Raw genomic sequence first — 23,067 nt, forward strand, 5'->3', positions numbered from 1 at the left:
GATTCCTGTAGGGGCGACTTTAGTCGCCAAGGCGAACCCCGCTCGCCCCCTTCAGGTATACAGATCCGCCCGGGACCACGGCGTCTCGAGCGAACCGTCGGCATGAGGTTTGGCCGCCAGGATCTGATGGATATTGACCCAGCCACGGCGAAACCCGTAGGCGCACCCCGCCAGATAGAGTCGCCAGATACGCAGCACTTCCGCCGGTACCTCGCGGGCCGCCTGCTCCAGCTTCGCCTCCAACCGATCGCTCCAATGCTCCAGCGTCCGCGCGTAGTGCAGGCGCAGGCTTTCAACGTCGACCACTTCCATACCAGCATCGCTGATCTCGGCGGTCATCGTTGCCAGATGCGGCAGCTCGCCATTGGGAAAGACGTAGCGATCGATGAACTCACCAGCGCCATTCCGCGCCTGGCGGCCGTCGGTACGCAGCGCGGTAATGCCGTGATTCAGGATCAATCCCCCCTCGCGAACGGCCCCATACAGCGACTGGCAGTACTGTCCGAGATTAGCCAGGCCGACGTGTTCGAACATCCCCACGCTCACCGCCTTGTCGAAGCGTCCATCCGCCCGCAGGTCGCGGTAATCCATGAATTCGAGATGTATCCGGTGGCTCAACCCCTCTTGCTCGACACGCTCCCGCGCCAGCACAAGCTGTTGCTGGCTCAGCGTGATACCGAAAACGTCGACATCGAACTCCCGCGCGGCGAAGCGCGTGAGCCCACCCCATCCGCAACCGACATCGAGTAGCCGCTCACCCGATTTGAGGCGAAGTTTCCGACACAGATGGCGCAGCTTGGCCTGCTGCGCCTGCGCGAGGGACTCGTTTCCCGTTTCGAAATAGGCACAGGAATAAACCATGTCCTGATCGAGCCAGAGCCCATAGAACGCGTTGGACACATCGTAGTGGTAGGAAATAGCGTCGGCATCGGTTTGCCGGTCATGTTCGGTACGTTCGGGAAACGCGCCGAGGTCATCCCCGACAAGCGTTCGGCACAGCTCATCGCCGATCCGGATGACTTCGCGAATCGAGCCGTGCAGGTCGATTCGCCCTTCGACGTAGGCAGCGCCCAGTAACCCTAGGCTGGGTTGAGACAATTGAGTCAACAGGGTGGGATCGTTCACCGTGAGGGTCACGATCGGATCACGGCCCAGTTCGATCGGCGGGCCCTCAGGCAGTTTGATACGCAGTGGAATGTTTAGGTCTTTTACCGCAACAGGAAATTGAGCGAGCATCGGCCATCCTCCATGTCACAATCCGACACAGATTAACTCAACTTTTTCGCCTGTAAATCACCGGCTCGCTGGCGTTATCAGCGCGACTGCGCTAGCGCATTTCGGATTCGAGCCGTTGCACCAAGACGGACATCCTTGTCCTGCCGCGCCCGGGGCTACCAGCGATAGCTCACGCTGGTGACGACGCTACGGGCCTCACCGCGATAGCAGTAACCATCCTGGCAATTGATGTAGCGCTTGTCCGTCAGATTGCGCGCGTTGAGCGCGACCCGGACACCATCCATTCCGCCGCCAAAATCGTAGTGAACGCCGGCGTCGATCAGTGCGTAGTCCTCGTTCTTGAACGTATTGTCGCCGTCCCCGTAGGTGCTGCCGGTATACCGCGCGCCGGCCGATACGCCCAGGCCCATGGGCAGGCGGTAGTCCAGCCACAGCGTGGCTAGGTGGCGCGGTACGTTCTTCGGTGTCTTGCCTTTGTAGTCACTGTCCTTGGTGACCTCCGCATCGTTGAAGCTGTAGCTGGCTTGTAGGCGCAGGCTGTCGGTGAGATCGGAGACCGCTTCCAGTTCGAGTCCCTTCGAGACCTGCTCTCCCGTTTGCACGCTGTAGAGGGCGTTGACCGGATCACGGCTCAGCACATCGGTCTGGGTCAGATGGAAGAGCGACGCGGTCAGCATCGTTCGCGTACCCGGTGGCTGGTACTTCAAACCGATTTCATACTGCTCGCCTTCGGTCGGCTTGAACGGCGATCCATTGATGTCGCTGCCACTCTGCGGCAAGAAGGACGTCGCATAGCTGGCGTAAGGCGCCAGCCCATTGTCGAACAGGTACAGCGCTCCGATTTGTCCGGTGGTCGCGGAATCGCTGGTCTTGGTGTTGCTGTCGTTGCCGTTCAGATTGTCGTCGTAGCGCACATGCACCCAATCGCGGCGCACGCCCGCGGACAGCCGCCAGCGATCGAGTTCGATCTGATCCTGAAGGTACAGCCCGGCGCGATGTTCTAACCCATCCCGATCGACCAGCACCGTGCCAGGTCGAGCCACGGGTTGGTGGTAGTCCGGCGCATTGCGGTCGATGGAAGGCGCAGCGCCGAACGCATATTCGAGCGCCGTATCGAGCCAGGCATAGTCAACTCCACTCACCAGTGTGTGCTGCAGATCACCGGTGGCGAAACGGCTGACCAAGCGGGTGTCGGTAGCAAGAGAGGACATGTCTTCGTAACTGCCCGACGCAACGCGATCGAACGTGTGCCCATCGTCGTTCACGGTGAAATCGAGGTATTGGTTGGTCGTGTCCAGCCGGCCGTAGCGCAGGTTCTGCTGAAAGCTGAACGTCTCGTTGAAGGCATGCTCGAACTCGTAGCCCACCGTCCATTTGCGCTGTTCGAGCTTGTCGAAGTACTCGTCTCCCGGCCAGAAATCGGTGAGGTGGTCCCCCTCCTTGTAAAACATCGGCGATCCGGCAGTCTCGCGTTCCTGGTATTGCGCCAGCACCGTCAGGTTGGTGTCCGGATCGATCTGCCAGCTCAGCGATGGCGCCAGCAGACGGGTGTCGTTGTTCATCTGCTCGGTAGAGTATTCGGCGTCCCGGTAGACCCCCACCGTCCGGAACAGCACATCACCCGCCGCGTCCAGCTTGCCGCCAACATCGAATTGCCCCTGTCGATGGTTGTAGTTGCCGGCTTGCACTTGCACTTCGTTCTTCGCGTCCAAGCTGGGCCGCTTGCTGACGCGGTTGACCATGCCGCCGGGGCTGATCTGGCCATACAGCACGGAAGCCGGCCCTTTGAGCACCTCGACGCGCTCGAGGCTATAGGCCTCCAAGGAAGGCAGTGCCAGCCAGCCGCTGCCCGCTTGGCGCAATCCGTCGAGAAAGTCGGCGCTTTCGGTCGTGGCGAAGCCGCGAACGGCAATGGTGTCGAAACGCGGGTCCAGCCCCGAACCGCCCACCCGCACCCCGGCGGTATAGGCCACGGCGTCTTCGACGCGATTGACCTTGCGGTCGGCCATTTGCTCGGCGGTCACCACGCTGATGCTTTGCGCGGTCTCGGTGATGGGCCGGTCGGTCTTCGTCGCACTACTCGCGGAACTGGCGAAGTACCCGGATACCGGCGCGAACGCGCTTTGCACGGCCGTCGCATCCACGCTGGTCGGCGCGAGTTGCACGCTGGAATCTGCCTTGCCGGGCAGGACGACATAGCCGGACGCGGTCTTTTGCGCCACCAGTCCACTGCCCGCCAACAACGCTGCCAGGCCCTCCTCCAGCGTACCGCCACCGCTGGAGCCGGGGCTACGCACGTTCCGCACGGCCTCGGGTGAATACGACAAGGTAATGCCGGCGCCTTCGGCGAATGCGCTCAGCGCCTGCTCCAGCGAGCCGGCTGGAACGCGGGGGGAAACCTCAGCATTCGCTTGCGTTGCGGCTCGTGCCGACAGGCTTGGGGTGCCCGCAAGCAGGGCCAAGGCCATGCAGATGGCGGCAGGCAGTATGCGGCGTGGAGAAATGGCGAGCGGTAAGGCGTTGTGGCTGAGGCGCATGGCGGTATCCGTTTCGAGGGAGCGATTCCCCCTAACCGGACGAGCTGTGGAAATCCGACAATTTCTTTCAGGCAACCTGTTATTCGATTCGACGTACCCATGATTACTTATGCGACAGGTACCACGCGCACCCACCAGCGCGTGCGCTCGATGATTTCCACCGGCAATAGATGGACGATGTTGCCAAGCATCGCGACGGGATCATCCAGCTGAAAAACGCCCGACAAGCGCAAATCGGCCACTTTCGGATCGCAGCCGAGCCATCCGCTCCGATAGCGTCCCGCCTCCGCAAGAAAATCGGCCAACCGTATATCACTGACGATGAGCAAGCCGCGTGACCAGGCAAAGGGGTCGATCGGCCCCCTCGCAAGCGCATCGACACCCCGCGCCGATACGCTTGCGCTTTCGCCCACAGAAAGCCGTGTGGTGCCGGCGCGCGTGGTCACCTGAACCTCTCCCGCCTGAACCCGGATTTCACTGTAGTCGTCGTGGTCGCGTAGCAGCACGCTGGCGTCGTGCCCCTCACAAACGGCAAAACGGCAACGCAGGCGCCACCCATCGCCGCTGACGAGCGCCTCACCCGAACGCAATACCCACTCACCACCGCTATGGTCCAACGCACTATTGGTATTGAGCCACACGCTGCCCGTCGCACCGAGCGCCACGCGCCGGCGCTCGCCCGTCGTGGTGGCATAGTCCGCCCGCCAATTAGGCATGGCCTTCGTGGAGAGCCAGCCGGCACCTCCGAGCGTCACACCTACGCCCAGTAGCTTCAACGCTCTTCGGCGACTTAGTTCCGCTTCTGCTCGCTGCAACATCGGGATGGTGTGCGTGGCGCCGGGCAAAGCGCCCGCATGAAACATGCGATCCATCTGCTGCAGCCGCGTCCACGCCAGCTGATGACGCGCATCACGGTCCAGCCAGTCCTGTAGCTGACCACGCACCTCATCGTTTCCGGCATGCGTGCGCAGGCGCATTTGCCAGCCGATCGCGGCGCTGACGATGGGCTCAGGAAGACGTTGCCCGGCGTTCATCAGGCGGATTCGAAACAGGCGCGGTAGCAGTGCAACAAGCCACTGGCGACGTAGCGCTCTACGGTACGGCTAGAAAGACCGAGTCGTTGGGCGATCTGTACATGGGTCAGTCCGCCAAGCTGATACAGCAGGAAGGCCTCGCGCGTCGCCGGCTTGAGGCCATCGAGTAATGCCGAAATACGCTCCAGGCATTGCAGAGCTTCATGGCGGACTTCAGGTGAGGGATAACCCTCTTGCGGCAGCTGCGACAGCGCTTCGAGATAGGCCCTCTCCAATGCATCGCGACGCCAATGATCGATCACCAAGCCACGGGCGATACGTGCCAGTAGCGCTTTCGGCGCGCTGTTATCAACGGGACGACCGCGGACCAACACACGCAAGAACGTATCCTGCGCAAGGTCGGCCGCTTGTTGCGAACAGCCGACCGAGCGCCGCAGCCAGCTCTGAAGCCAGCCGTGATGCGTGCCGTACAACACGTCGAAAGGGACGATGGAATCCGCCTCGTGGACAGCCATGGTGGACACTCGGAAGTCATGCAAGAAAGGCCATGTGCGCGCATGGCAGCCGCGCGCACATTAATCGCGAATCGTTCCCATTACAACTGTAAGCGCTGCCGCAAGACCCCTGGCTATTTTGCGATTAGGCGAAATGCTGTGTTTATATATGGTGCATATATGTTTCATATAGGATAAGCGCCATGGGCATCGTCAACATCGAAGACCAATTGCATGATCAAATCCGCCGCGCCAGCACAGTCTCCTGCCGTTCCATCAATGCCCAGGCTGGGTTCTGGATTCGTATCGGCATGCTGTGCGAAATGAACCCAGACCTTTCTTTCAACGAGGTGATGGCAGCCGAATTGCGCGCAGCAGGTGTCGCGGTTCCAAGCGCGGTCGAAATCGCATGACCAAGACACCCGAAGAAATTGAATTGATGGCCGAGTCCGGACGACTGCTCGCCAGCGTGTTCACCCATCTGGACGGGATGACGCTGCTGGGTCAGTCGACCCTGCAGATCAATGACCTTGTCGAGGCTTTCATCGTCAATGATTTGCAGGCACGTCCCGCCAGCAAGGGGCAATACGGCTACGCCTATGCCCTCAATGCCTCGTGCAATGAGGTCGTGTGTCACGGTGTGCCCTCCGCGAGCAGGTACCTGCAGGACGGCGACCTGGTGAACCTGGATATCACCTTGGAGAAGAACGGCTATATCGCCGACTCCAGCAAGACTTACCCGATCGGCGCCGTTTCACCTGCGGCGCAAAGACTTGCCGACATCGCCTACGAAGCGCTGTGGCAGGGCATCGGTGCGGTGCGCCCTGGCGGACGGCTGGGCGACGTTGGCCACGCCATTCAGCGGTACGCCCATGCTCACGGCTGCTCGGTGGTGCGGGAATATTGCGGCCATGGCATCGGACGAGAAATGCACGAACCGCCCGAGGTGTTGCACTGGGGGAAACCCGGAACCGGTGTCGTCCTGCGCGAAGGCATGGTCTTCACCATCGAACCGATGATCAACGCGGGCAAATCCGAGGTGAAAACCCTGCGTGATGGATGGACCGTGGTGACCCGCGATGGCGCGCTTTCAGCGCAGTTCGAGCACACGGTGGCGGTAACGGCAGACGGTGTACGGGTGCTGACCTTACGGCCGGATGAGCAGACGCGGGTTGCCGTTGTTACCTGAATGACCGCGCCTCACTCCGACACTTTCACGCATCGGCATCGGCATCGGCATCGGCATCGGCATCGGCATCGAACCTGACCAACGCCCACGGCAACATCGCTTGCGTCAGTGGCCCGATGCACAACGCGAACAGCACCGTGCCGATGCCCAGGACCTCATAGCCCGCCAGCAATAAACCAAGGAACAATACCGCCAACTCCAGTGCCGTGCGAACAGCGCGCAGAGACAGGCCGGATACGCGATGCAGGCCTGTCATCAGCCCATCGCGCGGGCCGCGACCCAGCTGCGCGCCGATGTACAGCGCAGAGCCCAACCCGCATACGAACACACCGCCGACCGTGAGCAGCAGGCGCATGATGAACGTATCCGGTGTGTTTAGAACCCGCATCGTAAGGTCGGCGACGGCACCGACCACCACGGCATTCGCGAGCGTACCGATCCCCGGCATCTCCCGCAGCGGGATCCATAACAACAGGATGACGAACGAAACACCGACCACGATCCAGCCAAAGCTCACGGGCAAGTATTCGTTCAGGCCCACGTGAAGGGCATCCCAAGGCGCCAGGCCGAGATTGCCGCGAATCATCATGCCGATGGACATGCCGAAAAAGGCGAGACCCACGGCAAGTTGCACCAGCCGTCGAAACAACTTACCGGCACGCAGCTGCGCGATCGGTCCCAACTGAACGAGTTTGGCTTGGCTCTTCATCCTGCGACCATCGTGTTCATTGTTGTCATTCCAAGAACGCGCAGCCACCTCCTACCGACACCGGTCGAGGCAGATGCGCGAAACGAGAGCGTGTATTCATTCCGATGCGGAGTGAACGAGATAGTGGCTGATCGGCTGATGGAGTTCCACTATGCATACTCGCCCCGCACGGCCTTCCAAGCCGTATTCCAATGGCTCGCCGGACCTGTTCGTGCAGCGCCCGGTCGCACGCGGGCCAAGCACGCACCGGCGTCCGTTGCTGGAATGGGTGACGGCGACGGCCGCCGTCGATGCGTTGAACAGCAAGAGTTCGGTCGCTGCCGAGAGTAATGTGGGTGCACCCTCGCAGTCGACCCAGCGCAGCGATGCCTGAACACGATCAGGCCGGTAGATCAGATTGAAGTCCTCGATCGCCGAACCCAATAGGCGACAGTTCACCGTTGCCGCGCCCTCAAAACCGAAGGGCTGGTATGGCCCGAGCTCATCGCTGTCCGCCCCATCCACGTTGAGCACCATCCCATCGCCCTGGAGTACCGTGATGATCCGCCGGTAGCCGGGAAAAGTGGAAAAGGGCCCATCGGCGTCAATCTGGGCGAGGGATAGACGCCAGTCGTATTCACCGTCTTCGCCAGCACCCTCCTTGGCGATTTCCAACGTGGTGCCCGCACCGTTCTTCCACGGCATGGCCGTGTAGTGCAGAGGGTCGTACACACGCCAATCGCTCATCGGACTCCCTCGCTGGATAGGCCCAGCATCACGCTGGGGTGAACGCCATGAATTGTGTGATCAGCGCTTTCAGTACCGGCTGCAATGCCTTGGCCTTGGCGTCTTCCAGAGCGTAAGGTGCGGCTTCCTGCATATACGCACGCTGCGCCAGCTCCAACTGAACCGCATGCACCCCGAGAGCAGGATCGCCATACCGGCGGGTGATGTACCCGCCCTTGAATCGCCCGTTCAGCACGGCGGGCATCTCGGGTGCCAGTCGTTGCGCCAATGCCAGCAGTTCCTCGCCGACACCCGCTGCACAGGCACTGCCGTCCGCCGTGCCCAAGTTGAACACCGGAAGCTCGCCCTCGAACAGGCGCGGGATGATCGACCGAATGGAGTGCGCCTCCCACAGCAGCGCGTAGCCATGGACCGCCTTGATCCGCTCCAGCTCGCCCTGCAACGCACGATGGTAAGGCTGCCAGAACTGTTCGAGGCGCCTCTCGATTTCAGCGGCGTCGGGTTCCTCGCCTGGCTGATACAAGGGCAAACCGTCGAACGTGGTCAGCGGGCACAGCCCTGTGGTGTTTTGCCCCGGATACAAGTTGGCGCCATCGGGTGGTCGGTTCAGGTCGATCACGTAGCGCGAGTAACGCGGACGCAGTACCGATGCGCCCAGCGCCGTCGCGAAGCCATAGAGCGTATCGAGGTGCCAGTCCGTATCGTCTACGGCTTGGCCGACCGGGCTGTAGCGCGCTTCCAGTTCTGCGGGCAGCGCAGTGCCTAGGTGCGGCATGGAGATCAGCAAAGGGCCCTGGCCCTTGTGCAGATCGAAGGTGCGATGGTCTTTCATTCGTCATGCTCCAGTAATTCGACCAGCGCGGCGCGATACCCCTGCAAGGCGTACTCTTCCAGCGCATGCCGACCGTTTTCGATAACCCGCCTGCCCCCGACAAAGACATCGCGTACCGGCTGGCCGCCGTGCTCGCAGAACACCAACGAAGACAACAGCCGCGCCGGATTAGCCGAGTCGACGTTGGGGGCTTCTGGATCAATGATCACCAGGTCAGCGCGCTGACCTACTTTTAGCCCGGCGACCGGGCGGCCAGTGGCCGCGGCTCCGCCGTTCACCGCCTGACTGAACAACCGGTCCGCCACGACGGGCGCGACAGGGCTGGCAAGCACGTTCCGACGGCGGTGCAGCAACCGCTGGCCGTATTCAAGAAGGCGCAGTTCGGACCACGGATTGACCGCCACATTGCTGTCGGAACCGACGCCCCAGCGGCCATCGGCGGCCAGGAAACGCTGGGCATCGAACAGACCGTCGCCCAAATTGGCTTCCGTGGTAGGGCACAGGCCTACGGTCGCGCCCGTGCGCGCCAACGCGGCGTATTCACGGTCGTCCATATGCGTCGCGTGCACCAGGCACCACCGGTCGTCCAGGGCATGGCGATCCATTAGCCACGCCACCGGCCGCTGGCCCAGCACCGCCAGGCAATCGTCCACCTCACGCGTTTGTTCGGCAATGTGAATATGCACCGGCGCCCGCGCATCCTGCGCGTCGAGACCCTCGATCAACCGCGAGAGCGAATCTTCGCTGACCGCGCGCAACGAGTGCGGTGCGACTCCATAACGCAGATTACCGTTCTGCGGCATGGCCTTTTCCAACTGCTGCCGCAACGACAGGATCCACTCCGGAGAATTGATGAAGCGCCGCTGATGCGGCAACGGTTCGGCCCCACCAAAACCGCCGTACTGATACAGCACCGGCAGCAAGGTCATGCCGATACCGACGTCCGCCGCGGCGCGCACGACGCGCAAGGACAGCTCGGCCGGGTTGGCGTAGGGCTGGCCGTCAGCGCCGTGATGCACGTAATGAAACTCGCACACTGAGGTATAGCCGGCCTTGAGCATCTCGATGTACAGGTGTCGGCCAATGGCTTGCAGGTGATGCGGTTGCAAACGCTGGGCGAATCGATACATCAGCGTACGCCAGCTCCAGAATGAGTCAGCGGGATCGCCCAGGGTTTCGGTCAACCCAGCCATGGCGCGCTGGAAGGTATGCGAATGCAGGTTCGGCATGCCGCCGAGCACCAGCCCCGGGGCAATCGGCGTCCCCTTTGGCGGGGTCGCATCGACGCTGACCGCAGTTAAGTCGCCAGCCGCGCTCCAAGCAAACAGGACGTTGCGCCGCCAACCGTCAGGCAGCAAAGCATCGTGAGCGAACAGGCTGCCGTGGGCTTGGACAGTCGGAGAATCCATAGATGTATCCACGTGGGCCTCTTGGGCAATGGATCGAGCAAAAACGGTCAGAGAACCGGCGCCGCGTCACGTGACAACACGTTCTGCAGGAAACGGCGGGTACGCGCTTCTTGGGGTGCGGTGAACAACTGGGCCGGGGGCGCGGCCTCGACGATAGCGCCTTGATCCATGACCACTACGACGTCGGCCACTTCCCGGGCGAACCCCATTTCATGGGTGACAATAACCATGGTCATGCCTTCGTTCGCCAACGTCTTCATGACCTGCAATACCTCGCCCACCAGTTCCGGATCCAGTGCCGAAGTAGGCTCGTCGAACAGCATGACCTTGGGTTCCATGGCCAATGCACGCGCGATGGCGACCCGCTGCTTCTGGCCGCCGGACAATGTACCTGGGAAGACCTGAGCCTTGTGCTTGAGACCGACCTTATCCAGCAGGCGTAGCCCATGCTCTTCGGCCTCTTGACGGGACTTACCGCGCAACGCCATGGGCGCCAAGGTAATGTTGTGCAGCACGTTCAGATGTGGAAACAGATTGAACGACTGGAACACCATGCCCACTTCACTGCGCAACGCGTCGAGATTCTTTTCGGACATCATCCTGCCCTGCTCTACCACGGTATGTCCGCAAGCGCGCAAGGTCCCGCCTTCAGCGGTTTCCAGACCGTTCATGCAGCGCAGAAAAGTGCTCTTACCCGATCCGCTGGGCCCGATCACGACGATCACTTGGCTGGCTTGAACACTGAAAGTGATGTCGTGCAGCACCTGATGGTTGCCGAACGATTTGCTCAGGTTCTGGATATCGATAATGGCAGCGCCCATTACACTCTCCCGTCGGCGCGTAGCACCTTTTCAGTGCGACGCAGGATCAAGGTCGTGATGCTGGTGAGCATCAGATAGATAAAGGCGATGGCGAGATACACCTCGAGCGAGCGATAAGACACGCTAATGATCTTCTCGCCTTCATGCATGACATCCGCAATTGTCAGCAGTGACACCAGTGCCGAGTTCTTGATCAAGGCGATGAATTCGTTGCCCAGGGCGGGAATCATGCGAACGAATGCCTGCGGCAGGATGACCTTGCGCATCGCCAATTTGTGCGGCAGTCCCAATGAGCGAGCGGCTTCCATCTGACCTTTTTCCACCGACTGGATCGAGCCGCGGACGATTTCGGACACGTAGGCGGCGCTGTAAATGCCCAACCCGAAAATCCCGCACATGTAGGCCGGTAACTGAATACCAAAGTGCGGCAAGCCAAAGAACAGAATGAACAGTTGCACCAGCAGTGGCGTGCCGCGTATCAGCGTGAGGTAAGTCGTGCATAGGCCATAGATGACGGTGCGCTTGGGATTCAATCGCCCCAGGCCGATCAGAAGCCCTAATAGGCAACCCAGCACGAGCGCCGAGGCTGTGATTTCGATGGTGATCAAGGTGCCGGAAGCGAGCGCGCGCCAGCCTTCCCAGACCGGGGAAAAATCAAGATTCATGGAGTACTCCGCTGAGGCATACGGTTGAAGCGTGGTGTGCGGAAGTCCGGCGGCGCAGCCAGCACGGACTTCTATCGGCTGTTTATTCTTTGGTCGTGCCGAACCACTTCTGAGTCAACGCTGCGTATTCGCCGTTGTTACGCAGGGTTTGCAACGCCTTGTTCATCTGCTGCTGCAGCTCGGTATCGCTTTTGCGGATGGCGAAGCCGTACAACTCGGTAGTCAAACCTTCATCCAACACGCGGACCTTGGGCTGGCGCTTGGCATATTCCACCGCCGCCGGACGTCCTGTGACCGCAGCATTGACGCGACCAATGGCCAAAAGGTCAAACATGGCTTGGTTTTTCTCGACCTCCACCACATTGACTGCCGGGTAGTTGTTTTTCAGGAACTCGATGGACTTGGTACCTACCTGGGCGGACACCTTCTTGCCCGCCACCAAGTCGGCTGGGGTATTGATGCTGGTGTCATCCTTGAGCACAAGCACGGCCAAGCCACCGCGATAGTAGGAGTCAGTGAAGTTCACCACCTTTTGGCGTTCCTCGGTCATGTAGATCGCCGAGGCAGCCACATCGAATCGATTTGAGATCAACCCCGGTATCAACCCTTTGAAGCCGATGTCTACCCATTCGACTTTCTTGTCCAATTGCTTGCCGATGGCTTCGATCAGCTCGACATCGAATCCGGTGCGCTTGCCGTCCTGCACGAACTCCATGGGTGGAAAAGTTGCGTCGGTGCCGACGCGCATGACCGAATCGGCTGCCTGTGCTGGGACGGAGAGCGAGGCAATCAGGGCAAATGCCGCAGCCACGGGAGTGAACAACTTGAACGCTTTCATCACGAATTCCTTCGGCGGAGATAGTTCTGACATGAGCCGGAACATGGATTAGGCGGCAGTTAAAAACGATTGCTAATGCGGCTGGCTGCTTTTCTGGTCAGGCTGATCAACTCAGCCTCCCGTGGGCCAACGCGCAGTGAAGGCGCCATCAGAGTGATGGTGCCCTCCAGTGCGCCCTCCGCTGAAATCAACGGAACGCTTACACCCCAAACACCTTGATCGACCTCACTGTCACTGGTGGCGTAACCTTTCTTGCGAATCCGCGCGATCTCTTTTCTAAGGGCAGAGAGGTCGACTGAATCCGGTTCTGCATGCGCTTCGAGAAGCGAGTTCTGGATTGGCTCGGGCAGGAACGACAACAGGCTTTTGGCCGATGCCCCCTGCAACATGGAGTGTGCCCTGCCCTTGGTGAACGAGCAGCGCAGGGAACTGCTGCTTTCTTCCATGGCGATGCACACCATCTGGCCATTGCTGTACACCAGCAAACCGACACTTTCGCCGGTGCGCTCGGCCAACGCGCTGATCTCGTCGCGGCTCTGACTGATCAAGTTCGACGTCTGGTCAAACCCCCAGGCCAACTGCACACCGGTCGCGCCCGGCTCGTACAGCCCGGCGCTCATGTGCTCTTGCAACAATCCCCACTTCTTCAGCGAAGCCAGGTGTCGATAGACGGTGCTCAACGGCATCTGTAGCTGCGCGGCGATGCGCTTGGCCGCAATCGGTTTCCCCGCCTTGGCGACACAGGTCAGCACCTGCAGGACGCGATCGACAGTACTTGGGGTCTGCGGGTCATTCATGGGGGCACTATAAGAATAAATTCTCAAGTTAGGAGATCGATTCTCATGGTGCGGGAAAAAATGCCTATTTAGCCGAAAAGCACCGGCTTGCAGACAGACGTCTTTACCGCCACGAGATCGGTACGATTCCGCCTTATATGCCCCAATTGCCATGGATCTTCTTCTCCGCTTTGAGGATCTAGCTGCCAAGGAGCGTGAGCGTTGATCATTTCTTTAGTGGCCTTACGCAAAAGCGCTTCTGCGTTGGGCATAGCGCTTGCGCGCCATCTGGTCTTCGACTCATGCGGGTACGTTCTGGCGCTTGCGAAGCCAGCCGAGCTTGTTGACACACTGCGAAGTTTTTTCTCGATGCCGCACGGGGCTTACGACGTAAGCCCCTCGCGAAACGAATCAATGAGCTCACGCAGGCCCGGTGGCATTTGTCTTCGCCCAGGGTAGTAAATATGGAACGCCGGCTCGATCGGTGCCCAGTCGGGTAGTACGACCTGTAGCTCGCCTTTATCGAGGTGAGCTCGAGCTCGGTCCTCTAGGCAGTAGGTGATCCCACGATCGGCGAGCGCCATTTCAATACCGAACGCGGTTTCATTCACGCAGAGCTGCCCGGGGACCTCAATGCAGCGGTGATCCCCGTTTCTCTCGAAATCCCACCGATAGATTACGCCATTGCCCATGCGAATCTGGATGCAGTTATGACGTTTTAGATCCTCGGGCTCCATGATGCGCGGATTGCTGTTCAGGTACTTGGGCGACGCCACCGCGACCCAACGCAGTTCATTGCTGATACGCACCGCAATGAAATCTTCTGGGATCGTGTTTCCGAATCGGATGCCCGCGTCGAACCCCGCCGACACTATGTCGACCATGCGGTCATCTACCGCGACCTCAACGGATACCTCGGGGTAAGTCTCGAGGAACCGGGGCAGGTATTGGGTGAAAAGCAATCGGGCACCGTCGCTCAAGACATTCAAACGAAGCTTCCCTGAAGGCCTGTCGCGGTGACGATCGAGCGCCGCTAATGCTCCGCTGATCTCTGTAAAGCCCACAGTAAGGCGCTTAGCCAGCGCAGCTCCGGCGTCGGTAGGCGATACGGTGCGGCTCGTACGATTGAGTAGTCTTACGCCAAGTCGCGTCTCCAGGTTCCGGACGGCGTGGCTTAGTGCAGAGGTCGTGATTCCGAGTTCGACAGCGGCCTGGGTGAAGCTTCTCAGCCGCTCGACTACGAGGAAGGAATTTAAATCTGCAAGGTCCGCACGTGACAGGCGTGTCGTCGGCAACGATGGCATTTCAACAATCCATTATTGAGTGGGATTCAATAGTCCGTGCAGTTTAACTAATTAATACCGCCACTTCTCTAAGTTAACATCAATTCTATTCAACCATGACTCTCGATATTTATTGCTGAGGCCCGACGACTTGTTCCATATCTACCTGACGATCGCCTACCTATACGTGCTTTGGCGCTTCGTCGTACCGCTGCCAATTAGCCGAAGCTGGCGCGCGGTTATCGCCATAGCCCTTTTCGCTGTCTCGAAGTACCACCTGATCCTGATTGGGCTCTACGGCACGATGTTCTCGCCAGAGTTTCCGAGACCGTTGGTATTGCTTGCCGGGTGGCTATTCTGCGCCTTCGCCCTCCTCTTCATCTTCACGCTGCTAAGTGATCTGGTAGCTGGCGCAGTTGCTCTGCTATGCAGAAAGTCGGTCGCATATTTCATTGGCGGTAAGGCAAGGCTTGTCATCGTGCTGCTTGCCCTGTGCCTGTCAGGTGCTGGCACCTATCAGGCCGTCCAGCTTCCCGGCGTACAGAGAGTGGAGTTAGAGCTGCCTGGATTACCCCAGGCGCTCGATGGGCTACGTGTCGTGCAACTTACTGACCTTCATATCAGCAAGGCCTTCCAGGCTGATTGGGTCGGAAAGGTCGTTGAACGCACCAACGCGCTGAATCCTGACCTGATCCTCGTCACTGGGGATGTGATCGATGGAACCGTTGAGGCGCGCCGTCATGACGTTGCGCCCCTTGCGGATCTGCATGCCCCGATGGGTGTCATCGCCATCCCAGGCAACCATTAGTACTACTTCGGCGCAAAAGAGTGGATCGCTGAGCTGGAGCGGCTCGGTATGCGGGTGCTGACGAACAGTAATGTGACGCTTGGACGCAACGGAGGTGTGCTCGCTGTCGCAGGCGTAACGGATGAAGCCGCGCCTTCGTTCGGTATGGATGGGCCCAACCTGGATATTGCGCTGCAGGGTTTGGATCGAGGTCTGCCCGTCATTCTGCTGAAGCACCGCCCTATTGGCTCTTCACTCTCCGCTGCGAAGGGGGTTGGCCTTCAATTATCAGGGCATACCCACGGCGGAATGATCAAGGGGCTCGACCTTATCGGCCAATACGCCAACGGAGGATTTGTTTCCGGGATGTACCAGGTTGGAGCCATGAAGCTTTATGTCAGTAACGGTACGGCGCTTTGGAATGGTTTCCCTATTCGCCTGGGTGTCCCGTCCGAGATTACCGAGTTCGTTTTGCGTGCACGCCCATCTGCCCAATAAAACCTGCATAGGAGAATCTCTGATGAGTCATCCCGCCATCCGCAAAGATGCTGTCGCAGTCATTACCGGCGCGGCAGCAGGTATCGGCTTCGCGATTGCCAAGCGAGTCGCGAAGGAAGGTATGAACGTTGTGCTCTTCGACAAAGACCTTCAAGCACTCGAATCAGCTGTCGAGCAAATCCGAGCGGAGTCACCTGACGTGTCTGTCTTGCCGATTCAGGGTGATGTGAGTTCGGAGCCGGATCTTCGTACGTTATATGGACGATCCTTTGAACTCGGCCAGGTATCCCTTTTGGTAAACAACGCAGCAATTATTCAGGGAGCTGGCCCATGGCACGAAACCTCAAGGTGGCGTGCCCTAATGGAGATCAACTTCTGGAGCGTTCTTAACCTGCAGCAGATGTTCGTTGAAACGATGATCTCCCAAGAAGGTAGCGCTGCGATCGTTAACTTGGGATCCAAAGAGGGCATAACCACCCGGCCTGGAAACGCAGCTTATTCGGTATCGAAAGCAGCAATCAAAGTGCTGACCGAACAGCTGGCACATGAACTTCGCGAAAAGGTTGGCGATCGAGTCACCGCGCACCTGTTAATCCCCGGGTACACGTTCACACCGATGAACTTCCCTGGCATGACCGCCGCTACAGCAAAGCCCGATGCTCCGTGGACGGCGGATCAAGTGGCTGATCGCCTTATCGAAGGAATGTCAGCAGCCGACTTCTACATTTTCTGTGAAGACAACGAGGCGAGCTGGGAGCTGGATCAGCGTCGTATGCAATGGGCCGCTGACGACCTCATTCAGAAACGTCCGCCACTCTCTCGCTGGCATCAGGATTATGAGCGTCAGTTCCAGGCGTACATCGCGGATATAGCCAAATAGCGCCTACTCCGCGATAGCCCCAAGTAAGGGGCTTTTCCTCTCACCGCGTCGGCGACACGCGTCCCGAGGCGTTACGGCCTAATCAATCATCCCTTTTTCCTAAATCAGGCAGTGCAGACGCACCGCCTGAGCGGAAGGTATTTGATGACAAATCAATCAATGACGGACACCGCCACATCTGGCGGTAATACGATCGCGCGGGCGCCCCATGGGGTTGCCTCCGCAATAACGGTGCTTGGACTTGGCGGGCTATTCATAGGAACCGGTGAGTTTGCCTCTATGAGCTTGTTGCCAGGCTTGGCTGCTAGCACTGATGTAACGATCCCCGTTGCAGGCGGCTATATCACCGCTTACGCCCTCGGTGTCGTGGTGGGCGCACCGCTTATTGCAATCCTGGCTGCGAGGTGGCCTCGCAAAGGGTTGCTGATCGCGTTACTTGCGCTGTTCTGTTTCGGATATGGCGCCAGCGCCCTGGCCTGGAATCACGCCAGTTTGTTGGTGGCAAGATTCATCGGGGGACTACCTCATGGCGCGTATTACGGCGTGGCTTGCTTAGTCGCGGCGGCGATGGTCGCGGAGAACAAGAAGGCTCAGGCTGCAGGCTACGTCATGGCAGGCCTCGCAGCCGCTAACGTGATCGGCGTTCCTGTTGCTACCTGGATTGGCCAGGTGGTTGGTTGGCGCGGGACATTTGCGGCATTGACGGCGGGGGGCGGTATAGCAATGGCGCTGTTCTGGATATTCATCCCCTCGACGCCGGCGAATGCCTCTGCCAGCCCAGCGTCGGAGCTGAGCGGTTTAAAGAAACCGCAAGTCTGGCTCACGCTTGCCACCGCTTCTATTGGTTTCGGCGGGATGTTCTCGGTGTATAGCTACATCACTCCGACATTGACTGAGGTGGCAGGATTTCAGGCCGGCCAAGTTCCGATGGTTCTGGCGTTCTGGGGCCTGGGAATGATCGCTGGCAACCTGGTAGGAGGATGGCTGGCAGACCGTGGGTTAGTGCCAGCCATCTTTTGCATCATGATCTGGAATGTCGTTTTCCTGGCGCTATTTTCAGTCTTCGCTGCTTCGTGGATTGCCAGTCTCGCAGTGCTTTTCCTGGTGGGTTGCGGGTTCGCGCTTGTGCCCGCCCTTCAGGTTCGTCTGATGGATGTTGCGGGGGACGCGCAAACACTCGGTGCGACGCTTGGAGGCCTTGCGATTGCCAACGGTCTTGGCTGGGCTTCGACAGGTTGGGTCGGCGCCGCTCTTGCCGCGCTCGGCATCGTGTTTTTCGCTGTTTCGGTTTCCGTTCAGAAACGATCAACGACGTAATTACCCCTGCTTTCTAGCTATGGGCATCCGTCCAAATCATCTCCCTTTAATTCAATTCCGCGGCCATGTCGAAAATGGCTGTAGCTCAATTCATTTGTCTATTCATAGGAGCTTCGCATGCCCGATAAGCAAACCCATTTTAAGTTGTCCAATGGATACCAAATCCCACAACTTGGTCTAGGTGTATGGCAGGCAAGTCAGGATGAAGCTCGCTCAGCGGTCAGAGCTGCCATTGAGATGGGTTATCGGCACGTAGATACAGCTGCCGTATACGAGAACGAGGAAGGCGTTGGACAAGGGCTCCGTGAGTCCGGCGTTCCCCGCGAACAAATCTTCGTAACCACAAAGGTCTGGAATGACTCGCATGGTGAGACGCTAACCAGAGCGGCAGTCGAGGCGAGTTTGAAGCGCCTCGACGTTGAATACGTCGATCTGCTGCTGATCCACTGGCCAGTGCCGAGCAAGGACAAATACGTAGAAACCTGGCAAACGCTTATGGAAATCCAACGAGAAGGCAAGGCTCGCTCTATCGGTGTTTCCAACTTCAATCGCGATCATCTGGAACGGCTGATTAGCGAAACTGGCTTTGCTCCGGTGTTAAACCAAATTGAGCTTCACCCTTTCTTTAATCAGAAACAGCTCAGAGATGATCACAAAGCACTCGATATCCTTACGCAATCTTGGAGTCCTCTCGGACAGGGCAGCGCGTTAAGCGATCCCGTAATCCTGAAAATCGCGGAGAAGTACGAAAAATCGGCTGCGCAGGTCATCATTCGGTGGCATGTAGAACTGGGCCTAATAGCGATCCCGAAGTCAGTTACTGCGGCGCGTATCCGAGAAAACCTCGACGTCTTCGACTTCAGCCTGGACGCTTCTGATTTGGCCGCGATTGCAGGTTTACATAGCGGTAAGCGTTTAGGGCCTGATCCTATGGAATTGACGTAACGGACACTGAATTCAGTGTGCTCGTCGGCGATCGCATGGGTGTGCAGTCACCGGCAAGCAACTTTCTTCTGACTACGAAAAACCGACCACTGCGTGCGGCACGTAAGGCTGCTCCAGCCTTGCAACTTCGTCGTTGCTTAGCGTGATATCCAAGGCCGAAATTGCATCATCAAGCTGCTCAATCTTGGAGGCCCCAACGATAGGAGCAGACACGCCAGACTTCGACAGAACCCAAGCCAAGGCGATCTGGGCCATTGGAACGCCGCGCTCAGCCGAAAGACGTTCCACCTCCGCAATTACTTTGGCATCTTCAGTTTCGGTTGCCTCGTACAGTTTTTGGGAAACCGCGTCAGTCCTTGCTCGTTCAGTCTTCTGGCCATAGGGACGGGTCAACATCCCCCGTGCCAGTGGGCTCCAAGGCATCACGCCGACACCTTGATCGATACATAGAGGAATCATCTCTCGCTCCTCCTCTCGGTAAAGCAAGTTGAGATAATTTTGCATTGAGACAAATCGGCTCCAACCATGGCTGACCGCCACATGCTGGGCCTTCGCAAACTGCCACGCATACATGGATGACGCACCGATATAGCGAGCTTTACCGGCTTTCACGACATCATGAAGCGCCTCCATCGTTTCCTCGATTGGCGTCTGGTAATCCCAGCGATGTATCTGGTACAGGTCGACGTAATCCGTTCCAAGCCTCGCCAAGCTTGCGTCGATACTGGCCATGATTGTCTTACGAGATAGGCCTTGGGCGTTCGGTTTTCGGGTGCCGCCTCCGCCGTCAGGAGGAAAGAAAACCTTGGTCGCGATTACCGCCTCCTCGCGGCGAGTGAACTCCTTTAACAGCTTCCCGACTATCGCTTCGGACGTTCCAGCGGAGTAGCTGTTAGCCGTGTCGAAAAAATTGATCCCTCGATCGACTGCATGCTTGATGATCGGCCTGCTTTTCTCTTCGCTCAACGTCCATGAGTGAGCGCCCGAACCAGGGTCGCCAAACGTCATGCATCCAAGGCAGAGCCGTGAGACATCTAGACCGGATGTACCTAGCTTCACAAATTGCATAGCGGTTTCTCCATTCAAATGTGCAGGTCTTGGTCACGCAGTGAGTCCGCGTATTAAAGATTGTTGGACCCTCCTCAACTGCTCAGATCGTTGAATTACGTTCACTCAGGCATTGACTCTAAGCAAAGGGTTGATCCTGTTCCTATCTGGTCAATTCAAGAGACTCGGCAAGATAAGTTGCCGATTAAGTCTGGAGGAATAATGTCGCAATCGATTAAACGCGTAGCTGTCACCGGTGGTCATGGCAAGGTAGGAAAGCGTCTGGTTCCTTACCTGAAAAAATGCGGGCACGATGTATTTGTAATCGACCGAGACAGCCCATTGGATCTCGAAGAGCCCATGATGCAGGTCGACCTCGAAGATTTTGGTCAGACTCTGGATGCCTTATCTTCGGTCGGGAAAGACGTCTATGGACGTCCAGAGCCAAAAGCGTTCGATGCGGTCATCCACTTAGCTAGCATGCCGCATCCTCGGATGATTCCTGACAGCGACGAATTCCGCGTGAACATGGTCACGACCTATAACGTCTTTGAAGCGGCTCGCCGTCTCGGTATCAAAGACATCATCTGGGCGGCAAGCGAGGTAGGTACCGGGGTCCCCTACGACAAGACCGATGCGCCTTACGTACCTGTAGATGAGGACTACCCCATGCGGGGTTACAACGTCTACGCGTTGACCAAAGTGCTTGGGGAGGAGATGGCCCGTCAATTTTGTCTCAATGACCCTTCATTGAGGATCACCTGCCTGCGCCTCTCGAATGTTATGGATCCGGAGGAGTACGCCAAGTTCGAAACGTGGCAGGACGATCCCACTGTACGCCTATGGAATTTCTGGACGTACGTCGATAACCGTGATGTTGCCCAGGCTATCGAATTGGCTCTTCACCATGAGGCACGTGGCAAAGACGAGTTCTTTATTACGAATGACGAGACGGTGATGCGAACGCCGAGCAGCGCGCTACTTGATGCTCACTATCCGAATATTGAGCGCCGGAAGGAAATTACGGGTAACCAAGTGCTTCTTTCGAATGAAAAGGCCAAGCGAGTGCTCGGATTCAAACCAGCGTACTCCTGGTTGAATGAGATCTAAGCACGCCTTTTCTCTAGCAATTAGGCAACTGTCCTAGCGTCAGCTATGGGCAGCTGCTCGCGCTCGCTGTTGGAAACCTGGATGCCCCGCTTATTACTCGACCGTCACGCTCTTGGCCAAGTTACGCGGCTGATCGACGTCGGTGCCGCGCAGGACGGCCACGTGGTACGAGAGCAACTGCAGCGGAAGGGTGTACAACACCGGCGCGAGTGCATCGTGGATGTGGGGCATGTTCACGACGTGGGTTCCTTCGCCATTGCTCATAGCGGCCTTGGTGTCAGCGAAGACGATAAGCTCGCCGCCGCGCGCGCGAACCTCCTGGAGATTGGACTTCAGCTTTTCCAGCAGCTCGTTGTTCGGTGCAACGGTTACCACCGGCATGTCCGCATCGACCAGTGCCAGCGGCCCGTGCTTGAGCTCGCCTGCCGGGTAGGCCTCGGCGTGAATGTAGGAAATTTCCTTGAGCTTGAGTGCGCCTTCCATCGCCACCGGGTATTGCGCGCCGCGGCCGAGGAACAGGGTGTGGTGTTTTTCCGCGAACAACTCCGAGACCTTCTCGATAATCTTGTCCATGGCCAACGCTTCACCCAAACGGGTGGGCAGTCGACGAAGTTCTTCTACCAGCTCGGCTTCAATGGTCGCTTCCAAATTGCCCCGCGCACGGCCTAGCGCCAACGTCAGAAGCATCAGCCCGACCAGCTGCGTCGTAAACGCTTTAGTCGAGGCAACGCCGATTTCCGGACCGGCCTGGGTGAGCAATGTAAGGTCGGATTCACGGACCAGCGAGCTGGTGCCAACGTTGCAGATGGCGAGGCTTGCGAGATAGCCCAGTTGCTTGGCGTTGCGCAACGCGGCCAGGGTATCGGCGGTTTCGCCGGACTGGGAAATGGTGACGAACAGGGTATCCGGCTGCACCACCACCTTGCGGTAGCGGAATTCGCTGGCAACTTCGATCTGGCATGGGATGCCAGCCAACTCTTCCAGCCAGTAACGAGCGACCATTCCGGCGTGGTAGCTGGTGCCGCAGGCGACGATCTGGACATTACGCACCCCGGCGAACAGCGCCTCGGCCTGCGGGCCGAAGGCTTGCACCAGTACATGATCGTTGCCTAACCGGCCTTCCAGCGTGCGCTGCACGACCTTGGGCTGTTCATGGATTTCCTTGAGCATGAAGTGGCGATATTCGCCCTTGTCCGCGGCTTCCGCACCATCGTGGTACTGCACGGTCTCGCGTTGTACAGGCGCGCCGCTGGCATCCCAGATCTGTACGCTGTCACGGTGGATCTCGGCGATATCGCCTTCTTCCAGATACATAAAGCGATCGGTGACCTGGCGCAGAGCGAGCTGGTCGGACGCGAGGAAGTTCTCGCCAAGCCCCAGGCCGATCACCAGCGGGCTGCCGCTGCGTGCGGCGAGCAAGCGATCCGGCTGGCTGCCGCTGATGACCGCCAAGCCGTAGGCGCCGTGCAACTCGGGAATGGCGGCTTTGAGCGCGGCGGTGAGGTCACCGCCGCATTCGGCTAGCGTGTGGTGTAGCAGGTGGACGATGGTTTCGGTGTCGGTGTCCGACGTGAAGACGTAGCCAAGGCCTTTCAGGCGTTCACGCAGCGTTTCGTGGTTCTCGATGATGCCGTTGTGGACCACCGCCAGCTGCTCACCGGAGAAATGCGGGTGAGCGTTACGCTCGCTTGGTGCACCGTGGGTCGCCCAACGGGTGTGCGCGATACCTAGGCTGCCGGTAAGGGGCTCGCTCGCCAACGCCTGCTCGAGTTCGTACACCTTGCCGACGCGGCGCCGACGCTGCAAGTCACCTGCGGCGCTCAGGACCGCCACACCCGCGCTGTCGTAGCCACGGTATTCGAGCCGCTTGAGGCCCTCGACCAGGATGGCGGTAATGTTGCGTTCAGCAATGGCGCCTACGATGCCACACATGG

21 protein-coding genes and 1 pseudogene are annotated in these 23,067 nt (G+C 58.8%); 7 read left to right on the top strand and 15 right to left on the bottom strand.

From position 1 onward, the window contains the following. Nucleotides 1–51 precede the first annotated feature (51 nt). From cfaB to IEY47_RS10405, 4 genes are all read right to left on the bottom strand, one after another. Nucleotides 52–1,236 carry a C17 cyclopropane fatty acid synthase CfaB gene (gene cfaB, locus IEY47_RS10390; RefSeq protein WP_188983157.1) on the bottom strand — a complete coding sequence of 395 codons (1,185 nt, stop codon included), beginning with the start codon at nucleotides 1,234–1,236 and terminating at the stop codon, nucleotides 52–54. Between the two features lie 155 nt (nucleotides 1,237–1,391). Beyond that, nucleotides 1,392–3,773 carry a TonB-dependent siderophore receptor gene (locus IEY47_RS10395; protein WP_188983158.1) on the bottom strand — a complete coding sequence of 794 codons (2,382 nt, stop codon included), beginning with the start codon at nucleotides 3,771–3,773 and terminating at the stop codon, nucleotides 1,392–1,394. Between the two features lie 107 nt (nucleotides 3,774–3,880). Beyond that, nucleotides 3,881–4,807 carry a DUF4880 domain-containing protein gene (locus tag IEY47_RS10400; protein ID WP_229779364.1) on the bottom strand — a complete coding sequence of 309 codons (927 nt, stop codon included), beginning with the start codon at nucleotides 4,805–4,807 and terminating at the stop codon, nucleotides 3,881–3,883. Further along, on the bottom strand, nucleotides 4,807–5,322 hold the full coding sequence (locus tag IEY47_RS10405; RefSeq protein ID WP_188983159.1) for a sigma-70 family RNA polymerase sigma factor: 516 nt from the start codon (nucleotides 5,320–5,322) through the stop codon (nucleotides 4,807–4,809). Before IEY47_RS10405 ends, IEY47_RS10400 begins: the two co-directional genes overlap by 1 nt. A gap of 182 nt (nucleotides 5,323–5,504) precedes the next feature. Here IEY47_RS10405 and IEY47_RS10410 point away from each other — a divergent pair, with 182 nt between their 5' ends. Beyond that, nucleotides 5,505–5,714 carry a ParD-like family protein gene (locus IEY47_RS10410; RefSeq protein ID WP_188983160.1) on the top strand — a complete coding sequence of 70 codons (210 nt, stop codon included), beginning with the start codon at nucleotides 5,505–5,507 and terminating at the stop codon, nucleotides 5,712–5,714. Beyond that, nucleotides 5,711–6,490: a type I methionyl aminopeptidase gene (map, locus tag IEY47_RS10415; RefSeq protein ID WP_188983161.1), complete on the top strand. Its 780-nt coding sequence runs from the start codon at nucleotides 5,711–5,713 to the stop codon at nucleotides 6,488–6,490. Before IEY47_RS10410 ends, map begins: the two co-directional genes overlap by 4 nt. A gap of 25 nt (nucleotides 6,491–6,515) precedes the next feature. Here map and yczE read toward each other — a convergent pair whose 3' ends face one another. From yczE to IEY47_RS10460, 9 genes are all read right to left on the bottom strand, one after another. Further along, nucleotides 6,516–7,199 carry a membrane protein YczE gene (gene yczE, locus IEY47_RS10420; protein ID WP_188983162.1) on the bottom strand — a complete coding sequence of 228 codons (684 nt, stop codon included), beginning with the start codon at nucleotides 7,197–7,199 and terminating at the stop codon, nucleotides 6,516–6,518. Between the two features lie 96 nt (nucleotides 7,200–7,295). After that, the gene (locus tag IEY47_RS10425; protein WP_188983163.1) at nucleotides 7,296–7,925 is read right to left on the bottom strand and encodes a HutD/Ves family protein; all 630 of its coding nucleotides are present in this window, start codon (nucleotides 7,923–7,925) and stop codon (nucleotides 7,296–7,298) included. Between the two features lie 28 nt (nucleotides 7,926–7,953). After that, nucleotides 7,954–8,757, bottom strand: a complete 804-nt coding sequence (gene hutG / locus IEY47_RS10430; RefSeq protein WP_188983164.1) for an N-formylglutamate deformylase — start codon at nucleotides 8,755–8,757, stop codon at nucleotides 7,954–7,956. Continuing rightward, nucleotides 8,754–10,166: a formimidoylglutamate deiminase gene (locus IEY47_RS10435; protein ID WP_188983165.1), complete on the bottom strand. Its 1,413-nt coding sequence runs from the start codon at nucleotides 10,164–10,166 to the stop codon at nucleotides 8,754–8,756. Before IEY47_RS10435 ends, hutG begins: the two co-directional genes overlap by 4 nt. Nucleotides 10,167–10,213: 47 nt before the next feature. Beyond that, nucleotides 10,214–10,987, bottom strand: coding sequence for an amino acid ABC transporter ATP-binding protein (locus tag IEY47_RS10440; protein WP_308426286.1), 774 nt, complete (start codon nucleotides 10,985–10,987; stop codon nucleotides 10,214–10,216). Continuing rightward, on the bottom strand, nucleotides 10,987–11,652 hold the full coding sequence (locus tag IEY47_RS10445; protein WP_188983166.1) for an amino acid ABC transporter permease: 666 nt from the start codon (nucleotides 11,650–11,652) through the stop codon (nucleotides 10,987–10,989). Before IEY47_RS10445 ends, IEY47_RS10440 begins: the two co-directional genes overlap by 1 nt. 82 nt (nucleotides 11,653–11,734) lie before the next feature. Further along, nucleotides 11,735–12,490, bottom strand: a complete 756-nt coding sequence (locus IEY47_RS10450; protein ID WP_188983167.1) for a transporter substrate-binding domain-containing protein — start codon at nucleotides 12,488–12,490, stop codon at nucleotides 11,735–11,737. Nucleotides 12,491–12,549: 59 nt separating this feature from the next. Further along, entirely contained in the window at nucleotides 12,550–13,287 is a 738-nt protein-coding gene (locus IEY47_RS10455; protein WP_188983168.1) for an IclR family transcriptional regulator, read from the bottom strand. A gap of 362 nt (nucleotides 13,288–13,649) precedes the next feature. Next, on the bottom strand, nucleotides 13,650–14,570 hold the full coding sequence (locus IEY47_RS10460; protein WP_188983169.1) for a LysR family transcriptional regulator: 921 nt from the start codon (nucleotides 14,568–14,570) through the stop codon (nucleotides 13,650–13,652). A gap of 130 nt (nucleotides 14,571–14,700) precedes the next feature. Here IEY47_RS10460 and IEY47_RS20640 point away from each other — a divergent pair. The 4 genes and pseudogenes from IEY47_RS20640 to IEY47_RS10480 all read left to right on the top strand — a co-directional run bounded on the left by IEY47_RS20640 (nucleotide 14,701) and on the right by IEY47_RS10480 (nucleotide 18,976). Further along, nucleotides 14,701–15,834: pseudogene (locus IEY47_RS20640) on the top strand (metallophosphoesterase). Nucleotides 15,835–15,856: 22 nt separating this feature from the next. Next, nucleotides 15,857–16,714: an SDR family NAD(P)-dependent oxidoreductase gene (locus IEY47_RS10470; protein WP_188983170.1), complete on the top strand. Its 858-nt coding sequence runs from the start codon at nucleotides 15,857–15,859 to the stop codon at nucleotides 16,712–16,714. A gap of 159 nt (nucleotides 16,715–16,873) precedes the next feature. Further along, entirely contained in the window at nucleotides 16,874–18,031 is a 1,158-nt protein-coding gene (locus tag IEY47_RS10475; protein ID WP_373293567.1) for an MFS transporter, read from the top strand. A gap of 117 nt (nucleotides 18,032–18,148) precedes the next feature. After that, a complete protein-coding gene (locus IEY47_RS10480) occupies nucleotides 18,149–18,976 on the top strand; it encodes an aldo/keto reductase (RefSeq protein WP_188983172.1) in 828 nt (275 codons plus the stop codon). Between the two features lie 72 nt (nucleotides 18,977–19,048). On the opposite strand, the gene IEY47_RS10485 is transcribed toward IEY47_RS10480, so the two are convergent. Beyond that, nucleotides 19,049–20,044, bottom strand: a complete 996-nt coding sequence (locus tag IEY47_RS10485; protein WP_188983173.1) for an aldo/keto reductase — start codon at nucleotides 20,042–20,044, stop codon at nucleotides 19,049–19,051. Nucleotides 20,045–20,245: 201 nt separating this feature from the next. Here IEY47_RS10485 and IEY47_RS10490 point away from each other — a divergent pair, with 201 nt between their 5' ends. Next, a complete protein-coding gene (locus tag IEY47_RS10490; RefSeq protein ID WP_188983174.1) occupies nucleotides 20,246–21,133 on the top strand; it encodes an NAD-dependent epimerase/dehydratase family protein in 888 nt (295 codons plus the stop codon). Between the two features lie 93 nt (nucleotides 21,134–21,226). On the opposite strand, the gene glmS is transcribed toward IEY47_RS10490, so the two are convergent. After that, on the bottom strand, nucleotides 21,227–23,065 hold the full coding sequence (gene glmS, locus IEY47_RS10495; RefSeq protein WP_188983175.1) for a glutamine--fructose-6-phosphate transaminase (isomerizing): 1,839 nt from the start codon (nucleotides 23,063–23,065) through the stop codon (nucleotides 21,227–21,229). Nucleotides 23,066–23,067: the final 2 nt, after the last annotated feature.

It is taken from the genome of Pseudomonas matsuisoli (assembly GCF_014647635.1).
In the GTDB taxonomy this organism is placed as follows: Bacteria; Pseudomonadota; Gammaproteobacteria; order Pseudomonadales; family Pseudomonadaceae; genus Pseudomonas_P; species Pseudomonas_P matsuisoli.